19 protein-coding genes and 1 tRNA gene are annotated in these 19,187 nt (G+C 35.6%); 7 read left to right on the forward strand and 13 right to left on the reverse strand.

What is annotated here, in order from left to right; genetic code table 11:
* Positions 1-22: 22 nt before the first annotated feature.
* From ERK18_RS01205 to ERK18_RS01215, 3 genes are all read left to right on the forward strand, one after another.
* The gene (locus ERK18_RS01205; protein WP_187153947.1) at positions 23-628 is read left to right on the forward strand and encodes an SOS response-associated peptidase family protein; all 606 of its coding nucleotides are present in this window, start codon (positions 23-25) and stop codon (positions 626-628) included.
* Between the two features lie 187 nt (positions 629-815).
* A tRNA-Gly gene (locus ERK18_RS01210) sits at positions 816-886 on the forward strand.
* Between the two features lie 234 nt (positions 887-1,120).
* Complete coding sequence (locus tag ERK18_RS01215) at positions 1,121-3,184, forward strand: BspA family leucine-rich repeat surface protein (RefSeq protein WP_187153948.1); 2,064 nt, start codon at positions 1,121-1,123, stop codon at positions 3,182-3,184.
* Between the two features lie 66 nt (positions 3,185-3,250).
* Here ERK18_RS01215 and ERK18_RS01220 read toward each other — a convergent pair whose 3' ends face one another.
* The 4 genes from ERK18_RS01220 to greA all read right to left on the reverse strand — a co-directional run bounded on the left by ERK18_RS01220 (position 3,251) and on the right by greA (position 6,204).
* A complete protein-coding gene (locus ERK18_RS01220) occupies positions 3,251-3,913 on the reverse strand; it encodes a CPBP family intramembrane glutamic endopeptidase (protein ID WP_187153949.1) in 663 nt (220 codons plus the stop codon).
* 88 nt (positions 3,914-4,001) lie between these two features.
* Positions 4,002-4,358 carry a hypothetical protein gene (locus ERK18_RS01225; protein ID WP_187153950.1) on the reverse strand — a complete coding sequence of 119 codons (357 nt, stop codon included), beginning with the start codon at positions 4,356-4,358 and terminating at the stop codon, positions 4,002-4,004.
* Positions 4,351-5,664 carry a Y-family DNA polymerase gene (locus ERK18_RS01230; RefSeq protein ID WP_187153951.1) on the reverse strand — a complete coding sequence of 438 codons (1,314 nt, stop codon included), beginning with the start codon at positions 5,662-5,664 and terminating at the stop codon, positions 4,351-4,353. Before ERK18_RS01230 ends, ERK18_RS01225 begins: the two co-directional genes overlap by 8 nt.
* Before the next feature lie 78 nt (positions 5,665-5,742).
* Positions 5,743-6,204, reverse strand: a complete 462-nt coding sequence (gene greA / locus ERK18_RS01235) for a transcription elongation factor GreA (RefSeq protein WP_034978035.1) — start codon at positions 6,202-6,204, stop codon at positions 5,743-5,745.
* A 208-nt stretch (positions 6,205-6,412) separates the two neighbouring features.
* On the opposite strand from greA, the gene ERK18_RS01240 reads away from it, so the two are divergent.
* The 3 genes from ERK18_RS01240 to ERK18_RS01250 all read left to right on the forward strand — a co-directional run bounded on the left by ERK18_RS01240 (position 6,413) and on the right by ERK18_RS01250 (position 9,402).
* Positions 6,413-6,835, forward strand: coding sequence for an Hsp20/alpha crystallin family protein (locus ERK18_RS01240; RefSeq protein WP_034978036.1), 423 nt, complete (start codon positions 6,413-6,415; stop codon positions 6,833-6,835).
* A gap of 546 nt (positions 6,836-7,381) precedes the next feature.
* Complete coding sequence (locus tag ERK18_RS01245; RefSeq protein WP_187154256.1) at positions 7,382-7,993, forward strand: PH domain-containing protein; 612 nt, start codon at positions 7,382-7,384, stop codon at positions 7,991-7,993.
* A gap of 92 nt (positions 7,994-8,085) precedes the next feature.
* Complete coding sequence (locus ERK18_RS01250) at positions 8,086-9,402, forward strand: C1 family peptidase (RefSeq protein ID WP_187153952.1); 1,317 nt, start codon at positions 8,086-8,088, stop codon at positions 9,400-9,402.
* Between the two features lie 73 nt (positions 9,403-9,475).
* Here ERK18_RS01250 and ERK18_RS01255 read toward each other — a convergent pair whose 3' ends face one another.
* From ERK18_RS01255 to ERK18_RS01280, 6 genes are all read right to left on the reverse strand, one after another.
* Positions 9,476-10,414 carry a nucleoside hydrolase gene (locus ERK18_RS01255; protein WP_187153953.1) on the reverse strand — a complete coding sequence of 313 codons (939 nt, stop codon included), beginning with the start codon at positions 10,412-10,414 and terminating at the stop codon, positions 9,476-9,478.
* A gap of 9 nt (positions 10,415-10,423) precedes the next feature.
* On the reverse strand, positions 10,424-11,380 hold the full coding sequence (locus ERK18_RS01260) for an ABC transporter permease (protein WP_187153954.1): 957 nt from the start codon (positions 11,378-11,380) through the stop codon (positions 10,424-10,426).
* Positions 11,377-12,525, reverse strand: coding sequence for an ABC transporter permease (locus tag ERK18_RS01265; RefSeq protein ID WP_187153955.1), 1,149 nt, complete (start codon positions 12,523-12,525; stop codon positions 11,377-11,379). The genes ERK18_RS01260 and ERK18_RS01265 overlap by 4 nt, the downstream gene beginning before the upstream one ends.
* On the reverse strand, positions 12,518-14,053 hold the full coding sequence (locus ERK18_RS01270; protein ID WP_315984342.1) for an ABC transporter ATP-binding protein: 1,536 nt from the start codon (positions 14,051-14,053) through the stop codon (positions 12,518-12,520). The genes ERK18_RS01265 and ERK18_RS01270 overlap by 8 nt, the downstream gene beginning before the upstream one ends.
* Positions 14,054-14,127: 74 nt before the next feature.
* On the reverse strand, positions 14,128-15,198 hold the full coding sequence (locus ERK18_RS01275) for a BMP family lipoprotein (RefSeq protein ID WP_187153956.1): 1,071 nt from the start codon (positions 15,196-15,198) through the stop codon (positions 14,128-14,130).
* A 120-nt stretch (positions 15,199-15,318) separates the two neighbouring features.
* Complete coding sequence (locus tag ERK18_RS01280) at positions 15,319-16,410, reverse strand: BMP family lipoprotein (protein ID WP_187153957.1); 1,092 nt, start codon at positions 16,408-16,410, stop codon at positions 15,319-15,321.
* Positions 16,411-16,704: 294 nt separating this feature from the next.
* Between ERK18_RS01280 and ERK18_RS01285 the strand changes: the two genes are divergently transcribed.
* Positions 16,705-17,235, forward strand: a complete 531-nt coding sequence (locus tag ERK18_RS01285) for a methylated-DNA--[protein]-cysteine S-methyltransferase (protein ID WP_187153958.1) — start codon at positions 16,705-16,707, stop codon at positions 17,233-17,235.
* Between the two features lie 60 nt (positions 17,236-17,295).
* On the opposite strand, the gene ERK18_RS01290 is transcribed toward ERK18_RS01285, so the two are convergent.
* From ERK18_RS01290 to ERK18_RS01300, 3 genes are all read right to left on the reverse strand, one after another.
* A complete protein-coding gene (locus ERK18_RS01290) occupies positions 17,296-17,949 on the reverse strand; it encodes an HD domain-containing protein (protein WP_187153959.1) in 654 nt (217 codons plus the stop codon).
* Positions 17,950-18,269: 320 nt separating this feature from the next.
* The gene (locus ERK18_RS01295; RefSeq protein WP_187153960.1) at positions 18,270-18,479 is read right to left on the reverse strand and encodes a hypothetical protein; all 210 of its coding nucleotides are present in this window, start codon (positions 18,477-18,479) and stop codon (positions 18,270-18,272) included.
* Positions 18,470-19,036, reverse strand: a complete 567-nt coding sequence (locus ERK18_RS01300) for a hypothetical protein (protein WP_187153961.1) — start codon at positions 19,034-19,036, stop codon at positions 18,470-18,472. The genes ERK18_RS01295 and ERK18_RS01300 overlap by 10 nt, the downstream gene beginning before the upstream one ends.
* Positions 19,037-19,187 lie beyond the last annotated feature (151 nt).

Raw genomic sequence — 19,187 nt, forward strand, 5'->3', positions numbered from 1 at the left:
ATGATTAAACACGGAGGAAAAAATGTGCAATCAATTTCAGCTGCCAAGCCTGGCAGAAATTAAAAAATACTTAGCAAACGACTTAAATTTACCACTAATAGAACCGGCAGGAAATTTGCCTCAAAATCAGAGCATTTTTCCTAAAGGTCTCGCTCCCGTTTTGGTTTATGCTGATAACCAGTTGCAGCTGCTGCCCAAATCATGGGGTTATCCCAGTCCGTATGATCAAAATAAAGTCATATTTAATGCGCGAATTGAACGCTTTTTTGAAGAAAAAAGGTCAATGTGGGACTCTTCTTTTGCCAGATCTCGTTGTATTATAGTTGCCAGCCAATTTTTTGAATCAGGGCATAATACTTATTCTGCCAAAAATGGTCATACTTACCATGAACGCTTCAGTTTCAAGAATGCAAATGGTGCATTAACACTAATTGCCGGAATTTACCAAAAGGATTATTTTTCAATGGTTACTACTCAGCCAAATAGGACTTACGCTGAAATTCATAATCGGATGCCTTTAGTTCTCCAAGCTGCTGAGTTGCGCCAATGGCTATTCCAGAACTTTTCATCTTTAGTTGATCGCAGCCAGTTAAGTCTTAATTCGGTTAAGTTACCACCTAAAAAGTGACAACTATATCTCCAACTTAATTCAAATAACTTCTTGCTCCTATTTATTATTACGCAAATTTATACGGAAACTCTTAGAAAACGACGCTGCTTTAAGAAATTTTTCCTTCTCTTAGCAGCTTACTTGTAAAATTTTAAAAAACAAAACTTGGTTTCGAAAACGAAACATGATAAACTGTTTGAGTAATGCGGGTATAGTTTAATGGTAAAATGTTAGCTTCCCAAGCTGAAGATGCGGGTTCGATTCACGCTATCCGCTTAAATAAAAAAGCAATGGCTTTAATAGCTGTTGCTTTTTTTGTTTATCAAATTATTAATTTAAGGCCTTTATATCTGTTTTGTTCATATAATATTTAAATATACTATAAATATATATTAATTTAATTTTATATATTTATAATTAATTTAGTGTTAATATAAATTTAGGTATTGTTTTTAAAATTAATGTCAGTTTTGTTTTGGTTTTAATTTTGAAAGGTCAAAAGGTATAATAATGAATTCAAAATTTAATTTACACGGCAGAGAAAAATTAATATTAACCAGTGTCGTTACAGCAACTCTAGGTTTAATTGCTATGAATCCTGCTGTCATTAAAGCTGATACTGCAGTAGCTAAACCTTTGACTACAAAAAGAAAAGCAATTAATAAGCACAAAAGCAAGCGGAAAATATTTTATCAAAATAATGACAGTTTAAAAGTCAAGGACACAGTCAATAATACTAATAGTTTTGTTTCTAATAATACAGACGTTAACCTAAAAAGAGTTGTTAATGCTAGCGCAAATTCTAATCCTACTCTTAATACTGCAGAACAACTTCAGCCATCAAATATCCAAAACATAAAAGATGCGCAAAAATCCTCAGCAGGAACAAAGTTAGTGAAGGAAGAGGATCCTGAATCAGTAATGACTGGTGAGTGGGACGGATTAAAAGTAACACTTGATACAGATGCACGTATATGCACTATTTCAGGTGGTACAATTACTGATCCTGATCAACTTATTCCCTATATTCCCAATACATTCGGACTCGCTGAAACATTAAAGTTTGATGGTCCGTTGAAAATTATTGGTAAAGCAAACGGGATATTTTCTGGCCTTGCTTACACGACTAAAATTGAAGGTTTAGAAAATATTGATACATCTCAAGTTACCAATATGAGTCAAATGTTTAGTGGATGTGAGAAGTTAAAACAACTTGATTTAAGCAGTTTTGACACCAGAAACGTTACCAATATGTACGCAATGTTTCAAAATTGTAAAAGCCTTACCAGCTTATCCCTTAAAAACTTTGATACGACCTCTGTGAATGAAATGACTAACATGTTTAATAATTGCACCAACCTATCCAGTTTAGATCTTAGCAGCTTTAATACTTCTCAAGTCAAGAGGATGTTTAGCATGTTTGGCTATTGTACTAGTCTTTCCAGCCTAGATCTTAAAAATTTTGATACTGCTAAAGTGCTTGAAATGACAGCTATGTTTAGTAATTGTACTAACTTGAAAACTTTAGATATCAGTAATTTCAATATGCTTTCTGCAAAGAAAAGTTACATGCTAGCCGGAGCGTCTAATTTAAATACTTTAATTTTAGGACCAAATTGTTCTCTTAAAAATACTGCACTAGATAGACCTGGCTTTTGGTTAAATATTGGCAGCGGCACTTTGGAGCATCCCGAAGGCAGTAAACATTGGACATCCAAGGAATTAATGTCCAAATATACGGGTGCACAAGATCATGATACTTATGTTAGAACAAATTCTGCAGTCATAGAGCACTTTCTGGATGAATCAGGAAAAAACATTGCTCCGGATAATGCTCTAACTGGAAACAGTGGTGATCCATATTCCAGTAGTTCCAAAGACATTAATGGCTATATTTTAAAAACTAGTCCGACAAACACCAAAGGAACTTTTTCTGACCAAATCCAAGAGGTTACTTATGTTTATGCTAAGAAACCGAGACAAACAGGCTCCCACTATATTGGAGAAGGAGTCGTTACAGTTCACTATCAAGATGAAACCGGCCAGCAGCTTGCTCCTGATCGGGTTCTAAACGGTAATGTTGGAGATGGTTATCTTACGCAAGAAGTAAAATTGACTGGCTATAAGCTGACCCAAAGACCAAATAATGCCACTGGTTTCTATACTGATAGACCACAAAGTGTCACCTATATTTACTCGAAAAACGTCACAAACTGGACTGCAGTGAGGAGAACAGTTCTTCATAATTCCTATCTGTACGACCAAAATGGCAGTCGTAAAACTGGTGAATACTTTATGGGCAAGACCATTTGGACCTATGGCGCTAAAGTTATTCAGGGCAAGAAGTATTACGAATTAGGTCAAAATAACTATATTAAGGCTACTAACGTCTCAGGTGTTAAGCGCAGGCTCAGGCGCAACAGTTACGTTTACAGTAAAATGGCTAAAAAGCTGCAGCGAAAAGCCCTAAAGAAGGGGCAAAAAGTTAGAACTTATGGCGCAACCGTTAAGATACACCGGAAGTTATATTATATCGTAGGGAAAAACCAATACGTCAAAAAGAGTAACTTTTAATAAATATTACAAGTAAAAAATAAGAATCAGGAAATTTTTCCTGACTCTTATTTTAATTTCAATACTTTAAGTCATAATCATTAGGAGAACCCCATTTAAAATTGCTAAATAGATCGGCATCCATAAGGTTTGCGTATAAAGGTATGACCAAGCAAAAAGTGCTCCAAAAATTATATTAATTAATAATAGTGTCAGTGAGTTTTGCCAATTAAGTAAACTAAACAGAATCCCTGAAGTCAATATTCCTAGAATTGCAGTTAAAACAGTATTGCTCCTAAAAGCATAATTGAATAAAAAACCGGTAATTAAAAATTCTTGTAGTATTGGTAAAACGATACCAATTGCAACTACTAAAAACCAGTAGGTTACTGTTGCTTCATGATGCAAATATGCAATTTGAAAATTATATAATTTAAGTCTGCCGTAGGATTGCAACCAGGAAACACTGATACGCAATGCTGTTACCACAGCAGTCAAACCAATGATCAAGCCAAAATTGCTAAGCCAAGATCCCGCGAAACTACGATCAAAAAAGCGTTGTTCCCTATTAAAGCGATAAATAAAAAACAGTGAAACCATTAATGAGATAGTTGCAAATAAAATTAGATCCCAAATATGAATTGGTGAATTAGCAGTAACTAACTTAATCACCCCGGCTACCATCAAATAGCTAATAAAATAAATAAGATAGCGTATTATGTTGCCCTGCCTTGATGCTGGTGTATTCACAAAAATTACCTCTATACTATTATGTACCTTACAAGTTTCATATTATAGCAAAAAAAGATATCTATATAAAATATCAAGGTAATTTTTCTTAATCTACACAGATATTATTTATATCTTCTAGAGCAATTTTTTGTCCGTCAACAATAATGCCGTCTTCAATATAACCATTGACAAAGCCGCAAATATCAGCTGGTAATTGATTATCGCTGTTCATAACTTTAACCTGCAGATGTACCATGCGGTGATTGCCGTATGCCTTAAGCAGCAGCAAGCTTATTTCTTCTATACTCATAGTATCTTTAACGGGATGCTTCACGCTGCGCTTTTGTTTATCTTTATTAATTGCCATAGTATGATCGCTCAAAAAGAAACCCTGCCACTTTTTCATTTTGCGATCTTGGTAATTCTTAAAAAAGTCTTGAACTACTTTATCAAAATCATTCATATGCATTTCCACCATTATGTCCACCAACTAAACTGCTGCGCCTTATTGCCGTAGCGCCCTTAGACAAACTTGAGGCTTTGACTAAACTGGTAAAACCATATTTTTTTCTGATTTTGTCAACAGTTATATTTATAGTACGTTTTTTTATCTGTTCAGTGGCCGAAACAAAAAAAGTTAATTGCTGGCAATTATCAGGTTCTAAGCGACTACAATTGACTCCTAAGGCTCGGACCGTTTCTCCATGCCAGTTTTTACGGAAAAGAGCCAGTATTTCTTCAACTAATAAATCATTATCATTAGTAGGGCAAATTTTTTGCTGCACATTAAAGCCCTTACGACTGCCATCTTGTTCGTACTTAGAAAAGCCAACAAACAAGCTGATACAGCCTGCTTGTAAACGGTGTGCCCTTATTCTGGCACCCACCTGCTCGCCTATTTCACGTAAAACTATTTCTATTTCTCGCTGATTCGTATAATCACGGTTTAAAATCTGTGAATTGCCGTAATTTTTCATTATGGGAAAATATTTTTCACTAATAATGCTGCGATCAACTCCCCAGCTAATCGCAAATAGCTGTTCGCCAATCACGCCAAACTCATTTTTTAAAATTGCTGGATCAGTATGAGCCAATTCATACATATTGTTAATATGCAGGCTGCGCAAACGTGCAGCTATTCTTTTGCCAATCCCCCAAACTTCTTCCATATCTTTAATTTGCCAAATTGTATCGGGTACATCAATATAATGCCAATAATCAATCATCGAACACCGATGTTTAGCAGAAATGTCCATAGCTAGTTTAGCTAGCAGTGGATTCTCTCCTATTCCGCAAGTAGTATAAAGACCAATCTTATTTTTTATTTCTACCTGAATTTTGCGAGCAACCAGATAAGGATCATCCCCAAACAAACGCCAAGACTTGGTCATATCAATCATACTTTCATCAATTGAGTAAACATGGATATCTTCATCTGATGCATATTTCTGAAAAATTTTCAATACCTGCATGCTACGTTTAATATACAAATTCATATGTGGGTCTGCCAAAATAAGGTCTGGCGCTTCTTTTTTCGTAGGTAAATCACGTACCCGCATAACATTAGTTAACCCATATTTTTTCTTTGCTAAAGGTGAGGCTGCCATAATTAGCCCCGAGCCGTAATTTGTATGTGGCTGATGCGAAACAACTGCTAACACAGCTTTCATTGGGTTTAGACCTAATTGAAGTGCCTCACAACTGGCAAAGAATGATTTGTTATCAATCATAAAAATTAAATGATGGGGCTCATAACGATAATCATACATTGCTTTCACTTCCTAGTGCAAACTTATGTTCGCTAAAATAAATTATACAAACACCAGTTCGAATAATCAAGTGAAAAATTATTCAATTGCTTCAATCGTTACCTGATATTCCCCTGCCGGAGCCTCCACTTTAACAGTTTTGCCAACTTTCTTTTTCATGATAGCCTGACCTAATGGCGAGTCGAAAGCTATTTTACCAGCACTGATATCTGCCTCCATTCGGCCAACAACTTGGTAAATCTCAGTTTCTGCATCATCATCAAATTTTAGGGTGACCGTTTTGCCCAGATCTACCTTGCCGTCAGCTGTTTTTTCAATAATTTCTGCATATTTCAACTGCTTTTCCAAATAGCGCAAACGACTCTGAAGGTGTCCTAAATCACGTTTTGCCTCTGTATATTCAGTATTTTCAGACAAGTCACCCAAAGAGCGTGCTTCCTGCAAAATTTTAATTCTTCTAGGTCTATCCTTTTTCAAATCAGCAATCTCATCTTTAATTTTTTGATAGCCTTGAGGCGTCATTTTTTGATAATAAACCAAAATATTCTCTCCTAATTTTTTCTTTTCAATATTATCCACAAGCTATAATTACTGTTATGGAGGTTTTAGTTTTTATAAATTAGCACTCTAAAAATAATAGTGCTAAATATTTCCTTTTTATGAATCTGCATACTATAATAATAATTGTAAGGAAGAAATGAAAGTCTTCTGTTACAAATATATAAATTTTGAAAGGAAGTTTTTTACTATGGCAAATGATATGATGAATCGGCACAATGATTTATTCGATGCGATGAACGATTGGTTTGATCTTCCAAGAAAATTTTTCGATGATAACGAAGTAGCAAAATTAATGCAATCAGATGTTGTTGAAAACGACAAAGAATATGTAATCAAAGTTGACATGCCTGGAATGGACAAGGATAAAATTCACCTAAATTACAATAATGGTATTTTAAGTGTATCAGGTTCAAGAAAGTCATTTAAAGATATGTCCAAGGATAACAGCATTATTCACCGTGAAAGAAGTGAAGGTCACATTTCACGCAGCTTCAGATTACCAAACGTAGTTGCAAGTGATATTCATGCCAAATACGATAACGGTGTATTGACAATTACCCTGCCAAAGCAACAAGCTGGCGCAAGCGATAACTCAATCCAAATTGACTAATTGTCTTCAAATTATCAAAGTATATTAACTCACTGAAATAATAGAAAGTCTATTTAAACTTGTCTGAACTGTTTTTAAAATAAAACATGTCAGAAGCACCAAAATAAGCTATCCAGATCAAAGTCTGGATGGCTTATTTTGTTTCCAGTTACTTTTTAGATTTTTCTTTAGCACCAGATTAAGTAATAAAGTTTTGAGACTATATTTCGTTTAAAATTTCAGGATTATTAACAGAACCTATCATTTTAAATATTATTTTTGCATTTCCATCTATAGGTTCTTTTATATAGTATTTAAAATTCGCAAAGACAATTGATATCTATTTGCAATAGTTTTAATCTAATAATATCAGTAAAATTTAATATTTAAAATTTTGCATCTTTGTTATTGTTAATACTAGGACTGCTAAAGTTTAGGCTTAACTCTTTCTTCTACTCTTTTTCCAATTTCAAGATTATTAGTCATTAATCTCAAATAATAGCTGACCAGTCCACCACAGCCAGTGACGTTAAACCTAGGGCAATTTTTCCTTAGGAGGAGTATAAATTGAGCAAAAATAATGACATATACATAGAAAATCGAGCTTCGAGTGCTGCTAAAAAAATAAATAAATTGAACATACCAGATGAAATTAAAAAACAATTAATTGATAAGAAAGTTTTTGATTTTTGGTTTAACAATAAAGAATTAAGAGCCCTGTCAGATAATATTGATATTGCAGGCGGTGAGAGTATCCAGTATGCAGCTAGTGGCAATTACGATAATCATACTGCACTGATAATTTGTACAAACATGCGTGTAATGATAATTAATAAGAACATGTTTATTGGGGGAGATTTTACAGATATACCACTTAATATGATTAATGGTGTATCAATAAAAACGCGACTTTTCTTATCTGACATTCAAATAACTAATGGAGCAACAAATATTTTTCTTAACGATTTAGATAAAACTGCTGCACCAATTTTAGCAGATACTATTAAAAGCATGTCAAAGAATTACCAACAAAGTATTCAAAATGTTCCAGTACAAAATACAACAGATAATACTCAAGATATGATTGCAGAATTAAAGCAATTAAAAGAGTTAGTTGATGAGGGGATATTGACTGAAGAAGAATTTTCGGCTAAGAAGAAACAAGTTTTAGGATTATAAAACCAAAGCGTGGTCAGCTATTGAACTCGTTTTTCTTTTAGATTAAAATATAAGGTAATTTAAAAATAGATTAAAAAAGGAGAATATATATTATGGCTCACAAACTAACTGTTCAAGAACTAGAAGAGTTTGCGAAAAACTTTAATGAAAAGCCGCAAAATCAAGTTGTGGCACGAGCTGCTCAAAAAAGCGGTGTTTTTGCAGCATCTTACAATGAACGTGTTCAAGGCGAATTGACTCGGGTATTTTCAACAGAGCTGGATACTGAAAATGTTACTAACCAGCGCCAGTCAGGTCGTTGCTGGGAATTTGCCACCTTAAATATTTTACGACATTATTTTGGCAAAAAATATCACTGCAAGAATTTTACTTTCTCACAAAGTTACAACTTTTTCTGGGACAAAGTTGAACGGGCAAATATTTTTTATGACAATATTTTAGATACTGCTGATGAACCACTTGATTCCCGTACCGTGAAAGCATATTTAGACAGTGCTGGCACAGACGGGGGGCAATTCCACATGGGTGCCGCTTTAATTGAAAAATACGGTGTTGTGCCTTCCTATGCAATGCCTGAAAGTTTTAATACCAATAACACTGCCGGTTTAGGTAAAGCTTTGGGCGATAAACTGAAAAAAGACGCTCTGGTTTTACGCAAATTAAAGCAAGACGGTAAAGATGATGAAATAGAAAAGGCCCGTAAGAAGTTCTTAAGTGAAATTTACCAAATAACAGCAATTGCAGTTGGAGAACCACCTAAGAAATTTGACTTGGAATACCGTGATGATGACAAGAAATATCATTTGGACAAAGATTTAACTCCACTAGAATTTTTGCATAAATACATGGGCGATGTTGACTTTAATGATTACGTTGTATTGTCTAATGCACCAGATCATGAATATGATAAATTATATGGACTGCCATTTGAAGATAACGTTGAAGGATCATACCGCATCAAATTCTTGAATGTACCAATGGAATACTTGGAAACTGCAGCTGTTAACCAATTAAAAGATGGTGAAGCTGTTTGGTTTGGTAATGATGTTGGTGAACAAAGCGATCGTAAAAAGGGATATCTTGACAGCGACTTATATAAACTAAGTGATCTCTTTGGTGTTGACCTCAAGATGTCCAAAGCTGACCGCTTGCGTACCGGTGCCGGCGCTTCAACTCATGCTATGGCTTTTGTTGGTGTTGATGAAGATGGTGGCCATGTGCGTCAATGGAAAGTTGAAAATTCCTGGGGCGAAAAGAACGGTGACAAAGGTTTCTTTGTTATGAATAATGATTGGTTCAATGACTATGTTTATGAAGTTGTTGTCCACAAAAAGTACTTGACACCAGAACAAGTAGCTATTGCTGAGGGTCCAATTACAGACTTACCAGCTTGGGATTCACTAGCTTAAGCGAATTTATAACTAATAGAAAAAGACGAAATTCAAAAACGAATTTCGTCTTTTTTATATTATAAAAAATTATTTACTTGCCACGTAATAATAGCTCATCAAATTTTTTAAAGAATAAATTTTTATTTGCTTTAGTTACCAAAGTAATTTCGCGTCCATTGGGATCATCTTCCATTCGTCCTGCAGCCAATCCCTGTGTAACCACCTTTACCTTGTGCTTTTCAGTGGCCAAAACGACTTCCGGATAAAGAGCACTAATTGTCGTTAATACATCCCAAAAATAAAGTTGCGAGCTTGGAATTGGGGGATTAACCAGCAGACAATAGCCTTGCGCAACCAAGTCTACAGCTGGATGTTCACGCAAACTGGCCCAATGCATTCTTAATTCATCAGTTAATGGTAATTCTTCACTACTTTCAAGACCGATAATTTGCATAGGAATATTTGATTTCAGAACCCTATCAACAGCAAACGGATCCCAAAAGGCATTCCATTCTTGTGTACCATCAACATTAACCTGAACAACATTACCATGACCATCAAGAGAACCGCCCATCCAGTATAACTGTTCAATTTTATCCGCCATTTTGGGATTAGTATCCAGCGCACGAGCCAAATCGGTTAAAGGTCCCGTCATAACTAACGTGACAGGTTGCTTTGCTGCCAAAATTTTTTCAGCCATGTCTAAATGAGCCGGTTTTACTGCCATTTTAGTAATCATTTTCCCAGATTCGTTTAATAACGGCAAATAATTAAATGAATATGCCGCTTTACGCCAGGCTTCTGGAAACTGATTGACAGCTCTTGAATCTGATTTGGCAACTTCTAATTGATCGCCTCTTAAGTTAAACCGGTCTGTCATCTTTCGACACACCTCAACAGCCGGGTCAACGTAACCATCCGCATCAATTGCGCTAACACCTAATAATTTAATCTCCGGTGCTTGCAAGAGTAACAAATATGATACTAAATCATCAATATTACCGTCATGATTAAAATAAATTTCTTTCATTATTCTTCCCTATTTTGACTTAATATAGTTCTGGCCATTTGCTGCTGGAGCAACGGATTTTCCAAAGAACAAAACTAAAACTAAAATGGTAATTACATAAGGAGCAATCTGCATGTAAACAGCAGGAATGTGACTAAAGAACGGTAATTGGTTGCCGATAATACTGATACTTTGAGCAAAACCAAAGAAAAGCGAAGCTAGCATTGCCCCTAATGGGTTCCATTTACCAAAGATCATGGCTGCCAGCGCCATAAAACCTTGTCCAACAATAGTAGAAACTGAAAAATTGCCTGAAATTGCTTCCGCAAAAACTGCTCCGCCAATTCCGCCTAAAAAGCCGGATATTAGCACGCCAGCGTAACGCATACCATAAACATTGATCCCTAAAGTATCAGCAGCTTGAGGATTTTCACCACAGGAACGCAGACGCAAGCCAAAACGAGTTTTATACAAAATCCACCATAATAAGATTGATACAATTATTGCCAGCCAGGCAGGTGCAGAAGTATTTTGAAAGAAAACAGGCCCAATAACAGGAATATTAGCAAGGCCTGGAAAACTAAAATAACCAAAGCTCTGCGTAATGTTTTCAGTTTGACCTTTATCATATATAGCTTTGACTAAAAACACTCCTAATGGTGGAGCCATAAGATTGAGGACAGTTCCACTGATGATGTGATCGGCGTGAAAATTAATGGTTGCTACAGCATGGAGCAGTGAAAATAGCAAACCTACAACTCCCCCAACAAGAAGACCAATCCAAGGAGTTGCTTTACCAAAATTAGAAGCAAAAGTCAGGTTAAACACAATGGCAGAAAAAGCGCCCATTGTCATTATTCCTTCAAGGCCAATGTTGGTAATACCTGAATTTTCACTATAAACACCGCCTAAAGCGGTAAAAATTAATGGTGCTGAATAGACAAAAGTCGATGACACAATTAACGCTAAAATTGTAACTAAATTCATGAATTTTGTCCTCCCTGGGTCTTTGTAGAACTCACTGTAACATTATTTGGTTCAGTTTCTTCAGTCGCTGTATCTTTTTGGATTTCTTTAGCCCTTTTAGTTTTAAACAATAATCCAATTACATATTGAATAGCAACAAAGAAAATGATAGCAGCAATTACTATTGAAACAATTTCATAAGGAATACCGGCAATGGTTTGCATCCCTAGACCGCCAATTTTTAAAATTGAAAATAATAGTGAAGCCAGTAAAATGCCAACAGCTGTCCCACCACCAAGAAGAGCAACGGACAGACCATCCCACCCGATATCTAAGCTGGTCGTTTGGGTGAAATAGTTTTGATATGTGCCAAGACCTTGAACAACACCGCCTAAGCCAGCAAATCCACCAGATAATAACATAGAAAGCATGATATTCTTTTTGGCTGACATTCCTGCATAACGACTCGCCTCAGCATTGGTACCAACTGAACGAATTTCAAAACCTGTAGTAGTTTTTCTCATTAAATACCAATATAAAAAAACTGCAACCAAAGCAATAAAAATACCTGCATTAATGCGTGAATCACCAAACATTGTGCTAAGCCATCCAATTTTCAAGCTGCCATTATCAGCAATTGTTTTAGTAGTATCAGTATCAATACGCAATTTAGATGACATAACCTGTTGCATTAAATATTGACACGAATAAAGCACAATATAGTTAATCATAATGGTTGTTATGACTTCATTAGTCCCAAATTGTGCACGGAGCCAACCAGCAATACCAGCAACAAGTGCGCCAGCCAGAATGCCTGTTATTACTGCCAAAGGTAGCAAAATTGCCTTAGGCATATTAGGATTAGCCAAAACCACCCAGATAGAAGATAACCAGCCAGCTTGAGCCTGACCAGGCAAGCCAATATTGAAAAAACCGGCAGTAGAAGCTATAGCAAAACCAATAGCGGTAAAAATCAGCGGGGTAGCTTCACGGATCGTCTCACCTATGCCGTTCATGTTTCCTAACGCACTGGAAAACATTGAAGCATATGCTTGAAACGGATTGTAACTCCAAACCAGCATGATGATTGCTCCGACTAAAAAGCCTGCCAAAATAGAAATGATTGGCACTAAGATTTTCTTGGTTTTTAGTGTAACTTTAAGCAAGTGCATTACCTTCTTTCTTAACGCCGGTCATTAACAAACCTAATTCTTCATCACTAGTATTTTCTGGCTTGACTTCACCAGAAATTCTACCATCGTGAAGCACAATAATTCTGTCTGACAATTGCATAATTTCATCAAGCTCATAAGATATTAACAAAATTGCTTTGCCCTGAGCTCTCTCATTTAAGAGCTGATTATGAATATATTCAATGGCACCAACGTCAAGGCCACGAGTCGGCTGAAAAGCAATAATTAAATTACTGTCGCGACTCAATTCACGGGCAATAATGACTTTTTGCTGGTTACCTCCAGATAAATCACTTACAGGCATTCTTTCACTTGTAGTTCTGATATCAAATTGTTTAATTAATTTCTTGGCATGTTCATGAATTACATCATAATGCATCACGTTATGGCGAGAAAATGGTTCCTTATAATAAGTTTGTAAAGCCAAATTATCAGAAACTGAAAAAGGCAGGATCAAACCATATTTTTGTCGGTCAGCAGGGATATATGACACGCCCTTTTCGGTTATTTGCCGTACCTTACGATTAGTCATATTTTCACCGTCAATCAAAATTTTGCCAGAATCAATATGTTGCAAACCGGTTAAAGCTCTGACAAGTTCATCCTGACCGTTGCCATCAATACCAGCGACTCCCAATATTTCTCCAGCATGCAATTCAAAAGACAAACCTTTAATTACCGCAACATTTTGTTTGTTTTTAACATGTAAGTCTTCAACTTGCAACATTGTGCGTCCACCTTTTTCTGTGGACTTATTAACCTGCATGTTAACGTGACGTCCCACCATTAATTCTGCCAGACGATTATTATCAACATTAGCGACATCAAAAGTTCCTACGCTTTTACCAGCACGAATCACAGTTACACGATCAGCTGCTCGTTCGATTTCTTCCAGTTTATGTGTAATTAAAATGATTGATTTGCCCTCTTTTGCCAGTTCATGCAGTATTTGAATAAATTCTGTAATCTCCTGGGGGGTCAAAACAGCAGTGGGCTCATCAAAAATCATAATGTCTGCTCCACGGTAAAGAACTTTCAAAATTTCCACTCTTTGCTGTTGAGCAACCGTAATCTCACTGACCTTTTTCAATGGGTCAACATTTAAGTTATAACGCTCAGACAAGGCCATTATTTGCTTTTCTGCTTTTTTAAAATCCAGTTTAGGACCCTTGGTAGTTTCATGACCCAAAATGATATTTTCTAAAACAGTAAAGGAATCCATCAACATAAAATGCTGGTGTACCATTCCTATACCCAAATCTTTTGCGACAGTTGGATTTTTAATATTAACCTTTTTCCCCCGAACCAAAATTGAACCTGCGGTAGGGGTAATCAAGCCAGATAAAATACTCATTAAAGTTGATTTACCTGCACCATTTTCTCCCAAAAGAGCTAAAATTTCACCTTTCCTTAAAGTCAAATTAATATCATTATTGGCTTTAAAACCGTTAAAATCCTTCACAATATGGCGCATCTCTATTACGTTCGTCATATCTTTCATTTTGCGTAAATTTCCTTTTTCTAAAAAAACTCTTTGCATAAATTTACACAAAGAGTTTTAAACGTTAATTTACTTTAATTCTGCGCTACTGTTATTTTTCCGGAAACTACTTGCTGCTTAGCCTTTTGTACTGCAATCCATGCCTTTGGTGTCAGATTGCCTTTAGTAATTGAAACACCATTGCCTTTTAATGAATAAACCAGGTGCTTTCCTCCAGGGAACTTACCTTTGGCTGCATCATCAGCTAAAGATTTGGTTGCAACATTTAGTCCCTTCAATACAGAAGTTAAAGTAAAGTTAGCCTTTTTACCATCCTTTGTTTTGTAGTTTCCCAGGTTTTCCTGATCAACATCAACACCAATTACCCAAACCTTTTTATTTTCCGACTTAGTTTGATTAAGTGCTTTAGCTTCTTGGAAAACTCCACTACCGGCAGAACCGGCAGCTTGGAAGACTACATCACAGTTGTCAGCGTACATAGATTGTGCAATTGACTTAGCTTTATCATTTGAAGTAAAGTTTCCGATATATTGCGTGCTGACACTGATCTTTTTATGTTGAGCTTTGGCAGCGTCTTTTACACCCTGTTTGAAACCTGCTTCAAAAGTATCAATGATTGCAGATTTTGCTCCGCCGATAAAACCAACTTTATTAGTTTTAGTTGAATAAGCTGCAGCTACACCACCCAAATATGATGATTCGTTACTCTTAAAAGTAACAGAAGCTACATTTTTCTGACCAGTTATCACATCGTCAACAATTACAAAATTTTTCTTAGGATTCTTCTTGGCAGCAGCCTTAACTGAATCTTTTAACATATAGCCAATACCGAATATTGTTTGATAACCAGACTTGGCAGCCTGATTAAAATTAGGCGTATAGTCAGTGGCACTGCTAGATTGAAAATACTGGTAGCCTTTGCCTTGTTTAAAGTTATGTTCTTTACCATAATCTTTAAAACCGGCCCAAGCAGCCTGATTAAAGGACTGATCGTTAATACCGTTGCTATCCGTAATTAACGCAATACTGTCCTTCTTGTTTTGACTGCTTGTTCCCTGCTTTTTTCCCGAGCAAGCATTCAAAAACAAAGTAAATGAAGCCATTAAGATTCCTAATGACAAAAATTTCGTAAATTTCTTACCCATTTATATTACCCTCCACAAAATACGAACTTTTCATAACTAATATTATAATAAAATACGTATTAATTCAAGATAATTATTTTTTTGGTAAGATTTAGATAAAGAAATCGGCTTATCAACGAACTATTTACTTGGGTGAATTGGCACTTTAATATTGCCCTTAATTATTTCATTACGTGCCTGACGTGAATATTGCCAAGCTTTAGCACTTATTTGTCCGTGTTTGATTGAGACACCATTGGTTTTTAGGCCATAAACCAATTGCTGGCCACCTGGGAATTTACCTTCATAAGCACGGTTCGAAATATCTCGGGTAGCAACATTGACACCAGTAATCACAGAAGTCAAAACGAAGTTATCTTTTTTACCATCTTTAGTTTTATAGTTGCCTAAATGTGATTGATCAGAGTCAACACCAATAGCCCAGACTTTTTCAGCACCTGTTCTAGTTTGATTAATAGATTTAGCTTCTTGGAACAGACCATTGCCTGCTAAACCAGAAGCATGAAAGATAATATCAGCTTTTTTAGCGTACATTGACTGAGCAATGGCTTTTTCTTTGTCTGCACTCTTAAAATCACCCACATACTGATTTAGCAGTGTAATTTTTTTATGCAGCTTTTTGGCTTGATCATTAACACCTTTAGTAAAACCAGCATCAAACAAGTCAATAATATTGCCATGAGCACCACCAATGAAACCAATGACGTTGGTCTTTGTTTCAGTTGCTGCTACAACACCCGCTAAGTAAGAAGCTTGCTCACTCTTAAAATTGGCGGAGGCCACATTCTTCTGCCCCTTAATTACTTCGTCAACAATAACGTAGTTCTTTTTAGGATTCTTTTTAGCAGCTGCTTTGACAGCGTCTTTTAAGCTATAGCCAATACCAAAAATTGTCTGATAGCCAGCTTTGCTTGCTTGATCAAAATTGGGTTCAAAATCTGCAGCACTGCCAGATTGAAAATACTGGTAGCCATTACGTCCACGACTAAGACTGTGATCTTTGCCGTATTCTTTAAATCCTTGCCATGCAGACTGATTGAAAGAATTATCATTGACCCCAGCAGTATCAGTAATTAGCGCAATGGAGTGCTTGGCACTGCTGCTCGAATTACTACTACCTCCCTGCTTTTTACCTGAGCATGCTGTAAGCGCTAATCCTGCAGCGACTGCCACCGCACTAATGGAAAAGAATTTTCTAAATTTTGACTTCATCTTGTGACCTCCTATTTTTTACATTAATTAACATACCACATCTGGTACCATTGTCAAAAAATCACTACAAGATAAAGTGTTGATCTGATAGCATTTCTATTTTTTCATGAAAACGAAACTAAGCTTTATTCATAATGTTTTGTATACAACAATGAAAAAAGTTAAAATTTTCGTATAGAACTGGTTAAGCTGCTAAATCTTGAGTAAGCTTTAGTGCTAAAAATTGAAATCACCTATTGTTCAGGAATTAACGTATAATACAGTAAAAAATTTATTTATTACAGAAGAAATAAAATGAAGCTATATAAAGAATTTTTCGAATCAGAATTAGGAACATTAACGCTTTTAAGTAACGAAAATAATTTATTAGGATTATGGTTTAACGGTCAAAAATATTTTGGTGCCGGCTATGATTTGAATGTTGCCGAAGTTTTTGCAACTAGACCTATTAAACAAACTCTAAAATGGCTAACGAACTATTTTGCTGGCCAAACTCCTGATCCATTTGCTGTACCAATTAAACCCAATGGGTCTACTTTTAGTCAAAAAGTGCTTAAAGAATTACAAAAAGTACCTTATGGTGAACTAGTCACTTATAAAGAATTATCTAATCGCGTACAAAAAGCACAAAATAAGATAAATTTGGCGCGCGCTGTTGGCTATGCAGTCAAACATAATCCAATTAGTTTAATTATTCCCTGTCACCGTGTAATTGGCAGTGATGGATCTTTAACTGGTTATGCCGCTGGTCTTGAACGCAAGAGGGCACTGTTAAAAATGGAAAATCCCCAAATCAAATTTTCCAGTCAGTTAGACTTGCTTTGATTTTTAATGTTCGTGTTTTTAAAAAGAGCAAAATAAAAGCCACATAAGGCTATATGCAGCTTAAACATTCCATTCAGTCATAAATTCTTTCACATAATCACGCATAAATTCCGTTCTTTTTTGCGCTTCTTTTTTACCTCCAGCAGTATTCATTAAATCAGCCAAATGAAACAGTTTTTCATAAAAATGGTTAATTGTTGTTTCTGTATGTTCACGATATTGTTCATGACTTACAAGCTTCTGTGGTTTGATTCTGGGGTCGTATATCACATTGCCATGAGCACCGCCATATGTAAACGCACGGGCGATGCCAATTGCACCCAAACTTTCAATGCGATCAGCATCTTGTACATATTCTCCTGATACTGGCAATTGATAATGATGCTCTATATTAGCGGAAAAAGACATATGTTGCATAGTGAATAAAATATCTTTGACTTCTAGGGAAGCAAAACCCACTTTAGGAAGCAGTTCTTTAATGTCGGCAAGAACTTGATCAGGGTCAGCACAGATTTTTTCATCAATAGTATCGTGTAAATATCCCGCAGTTTGAATAATAGCAACCATGCGGCTATCTTCATGTGCATCAGGATTATCCTGTAAATACATTTTGCTGGCCAGATGAGCTACTCGTTGTCCATGATAAAAATCATGCCCTGTTTTTTCATTTTTCAACTGCTCTTTAACAAAATCAGTTACTTTAGTTAAATCCAAGTTAATTTCCTTTCTAATTTGTAAAATACTTTTTCATAAAATAAGCAGTTCCAATAATGGCTTGGCTTTTACTTAGGCAATTTAAAGTCCCCTAGGCACCAAAATGCTCAGTTATTTTAATTTTTATGAGTACGACAACAGCTATTACTAGCTTTATTACCCTTTATATTATAAAAAAACAGACTATTAACTTTAGTAATTTATACTACTAGTTTAATAGTCTATCTCTTTTTTTAAATTTGACCAAATTTATTTAATATTGGTCAAAAATGTCTATAAGCATATAGCAGCTAATATAGGCGTAAATTCACTCACATTAACTACATATCTAACTTTTTATGAGCCGGTTTAAATTTATGGCTCTTAGTAATTGTGCCAATGTGATCATATTTAACTGTTGCGCGTTTAAATTGACTCAAATCTTCTGTCTTAATATAACCCACAACTAATTCACCATTTGGCACGTAGTTGTATAGCGGATAATAATTTTTGTAGGTATCAGTGCCGTCAACCCTGAATTTTATTGGCATAGCCCAATCCAGAAACCTTTGTATTTACCTCGTGTTTTTCCATCTTCCTTGAAGGTAACAGTACAGGTGGCATCTTCTTTATTACTATAAATGATATTTTCTTCGGTAAATGCGCGACCATATTCATTATCTAATTCTGTGTAACCATTCCAGGCATTTGCCAATGAGCCAATATAATCATGGACTGTAGCATGACCTTTTTTAAACTTGTAGCCATAAGGTACATGACAATACTCTGCTGGAATCATGTACTTTGTTTTTCCATCTCTGTTTTCAATATTGCTAATGAAATAACGTTTACCAGCAATTGTTCCGGCACCTACAAAAATATCCCAGTCATCAACTCCTAGGTCAGATTTAGTTCCTGTCCTTTTATGTGATTTAAGATAGCGATACGCCTCAACATTATTGCCAGGAACAAAGCTTGCATACCACTTTCTTGCTTTAATACAATGAGTGCCATGTTTTTTAGAGAGATTCTGTAACTTATTAAAATCCTTTGTCGTTGCAACTGGTAGAGACGGTAGCGGCTTGGCAGCAACCGAATGAGAATTCAAGCCAACTAGCGCGTAATTTAGACAACATAAAATTATAAGATTATTGATTTATTTAAACTTATTTAAGACAAAATTTTATACATAAAAGTAGTTTATAAATGTTATCATAACAACTTTAAAAGCTGCTTTATTTTTACATCATACAGGAAAA

The sequence above is a fragment of the Lactobacillus kimbladii genome (assembly GCF_014323605.1).
In the GTDB taxonomy this organism is placed as follows: domain Bacteria; phylum Bacillota; class Bacilli; order Lactobacillales; family Lactobacillaceae; genus Lactobacillus; species Lactobacillus kimbladii_B.

Coding starts and splice junctions, on each gene's coding strand:
- ERK18_RS01270 (WP_315984342.1), bottom strand. CDS start 14,053: ATGAAAGATATGACGAACGTAATAGAGATGCGCCATATTGTGAAGGAT.
- ERK18_RS01230 (WP_187153951.1), bottom strand. CDS start 5,664: ATGTATGATTATCGTTATGAGCCCCATCATTTAATTTTTATGATTGAT.
- ERK18_RS01250 (WP_187153952.1), top strand. CDS start 8,086: ATGGCTCACAAACTAACTGTTCAAGAACTAGAAGAGTTTGCGAAAAAC.
- ERK18_RS01205 (WP_187153947.1), top strand. CDS start 23: ATGTGCAATCAATTTCAGCTGCCAAGCCTGGCAGAAATTAAAAAATAC.
- ERK18_RS01215 (WP_187153948.1), top strand. CDS start 1,121: ATGAATTCAAAATTTAATTTACACGGCAGAGAAAAATTAATATTAACC.
- ERK18_RS01240 (WP_034978036.1), top strand. CDS start 6,413: ATGGCAAATGATATGATGAATCGGCACAATGATTTATTCGATGCGATG.
- ERK18_RS01255 (WP_187153953.1), bottom strand. CDS start 10,414: ATGAAAGAAATTTATTTTAATCATGACGGTAATATTGATGATTTAGTA.
- ERK18_RS01225 (WP_187153950.1), bottom strand. CDS start 4,358: ATGAATGATTTTGATAAAGTAGTTCAAGACTTTTTTAAGAATTACCAA.
- ERK18_RS01280 (WP_187153957.1), bottom strand. CDS start 16,410: ATGAAGTCAAAATTTAGAAAATTCTTTTCCATTAGTGCGGTGGCAGTC.
- ERK18_RS01285 (WP_187153958.1), top strand. CDS start 16,705: ATGAAGCTATATAAAGAATTTTTCGAATCAGAATTAGGAACATTAACG.
- ERK18_RS01260 (WP_187153954.1), bottom strand. CDS start 11,380: ATGAATTTAGTTACAATTTTAGCGTTAATTGTGTCATCGACTTTTGTC.
- ERK18_RS01275 (WP_187153956.1), bottom strand. CDS start 15,198: ATGGGTAAGAAATTTACGAAATTTTTGTCATTAGGAATCTTAATGGCT.
- ERK18_RS01295 (WP_187153960.1), bottom strand. CDS start 18,479: ATGCCAATAAAATTCAGGGTTGACGGCACTGATACCTACAAAAATTAT.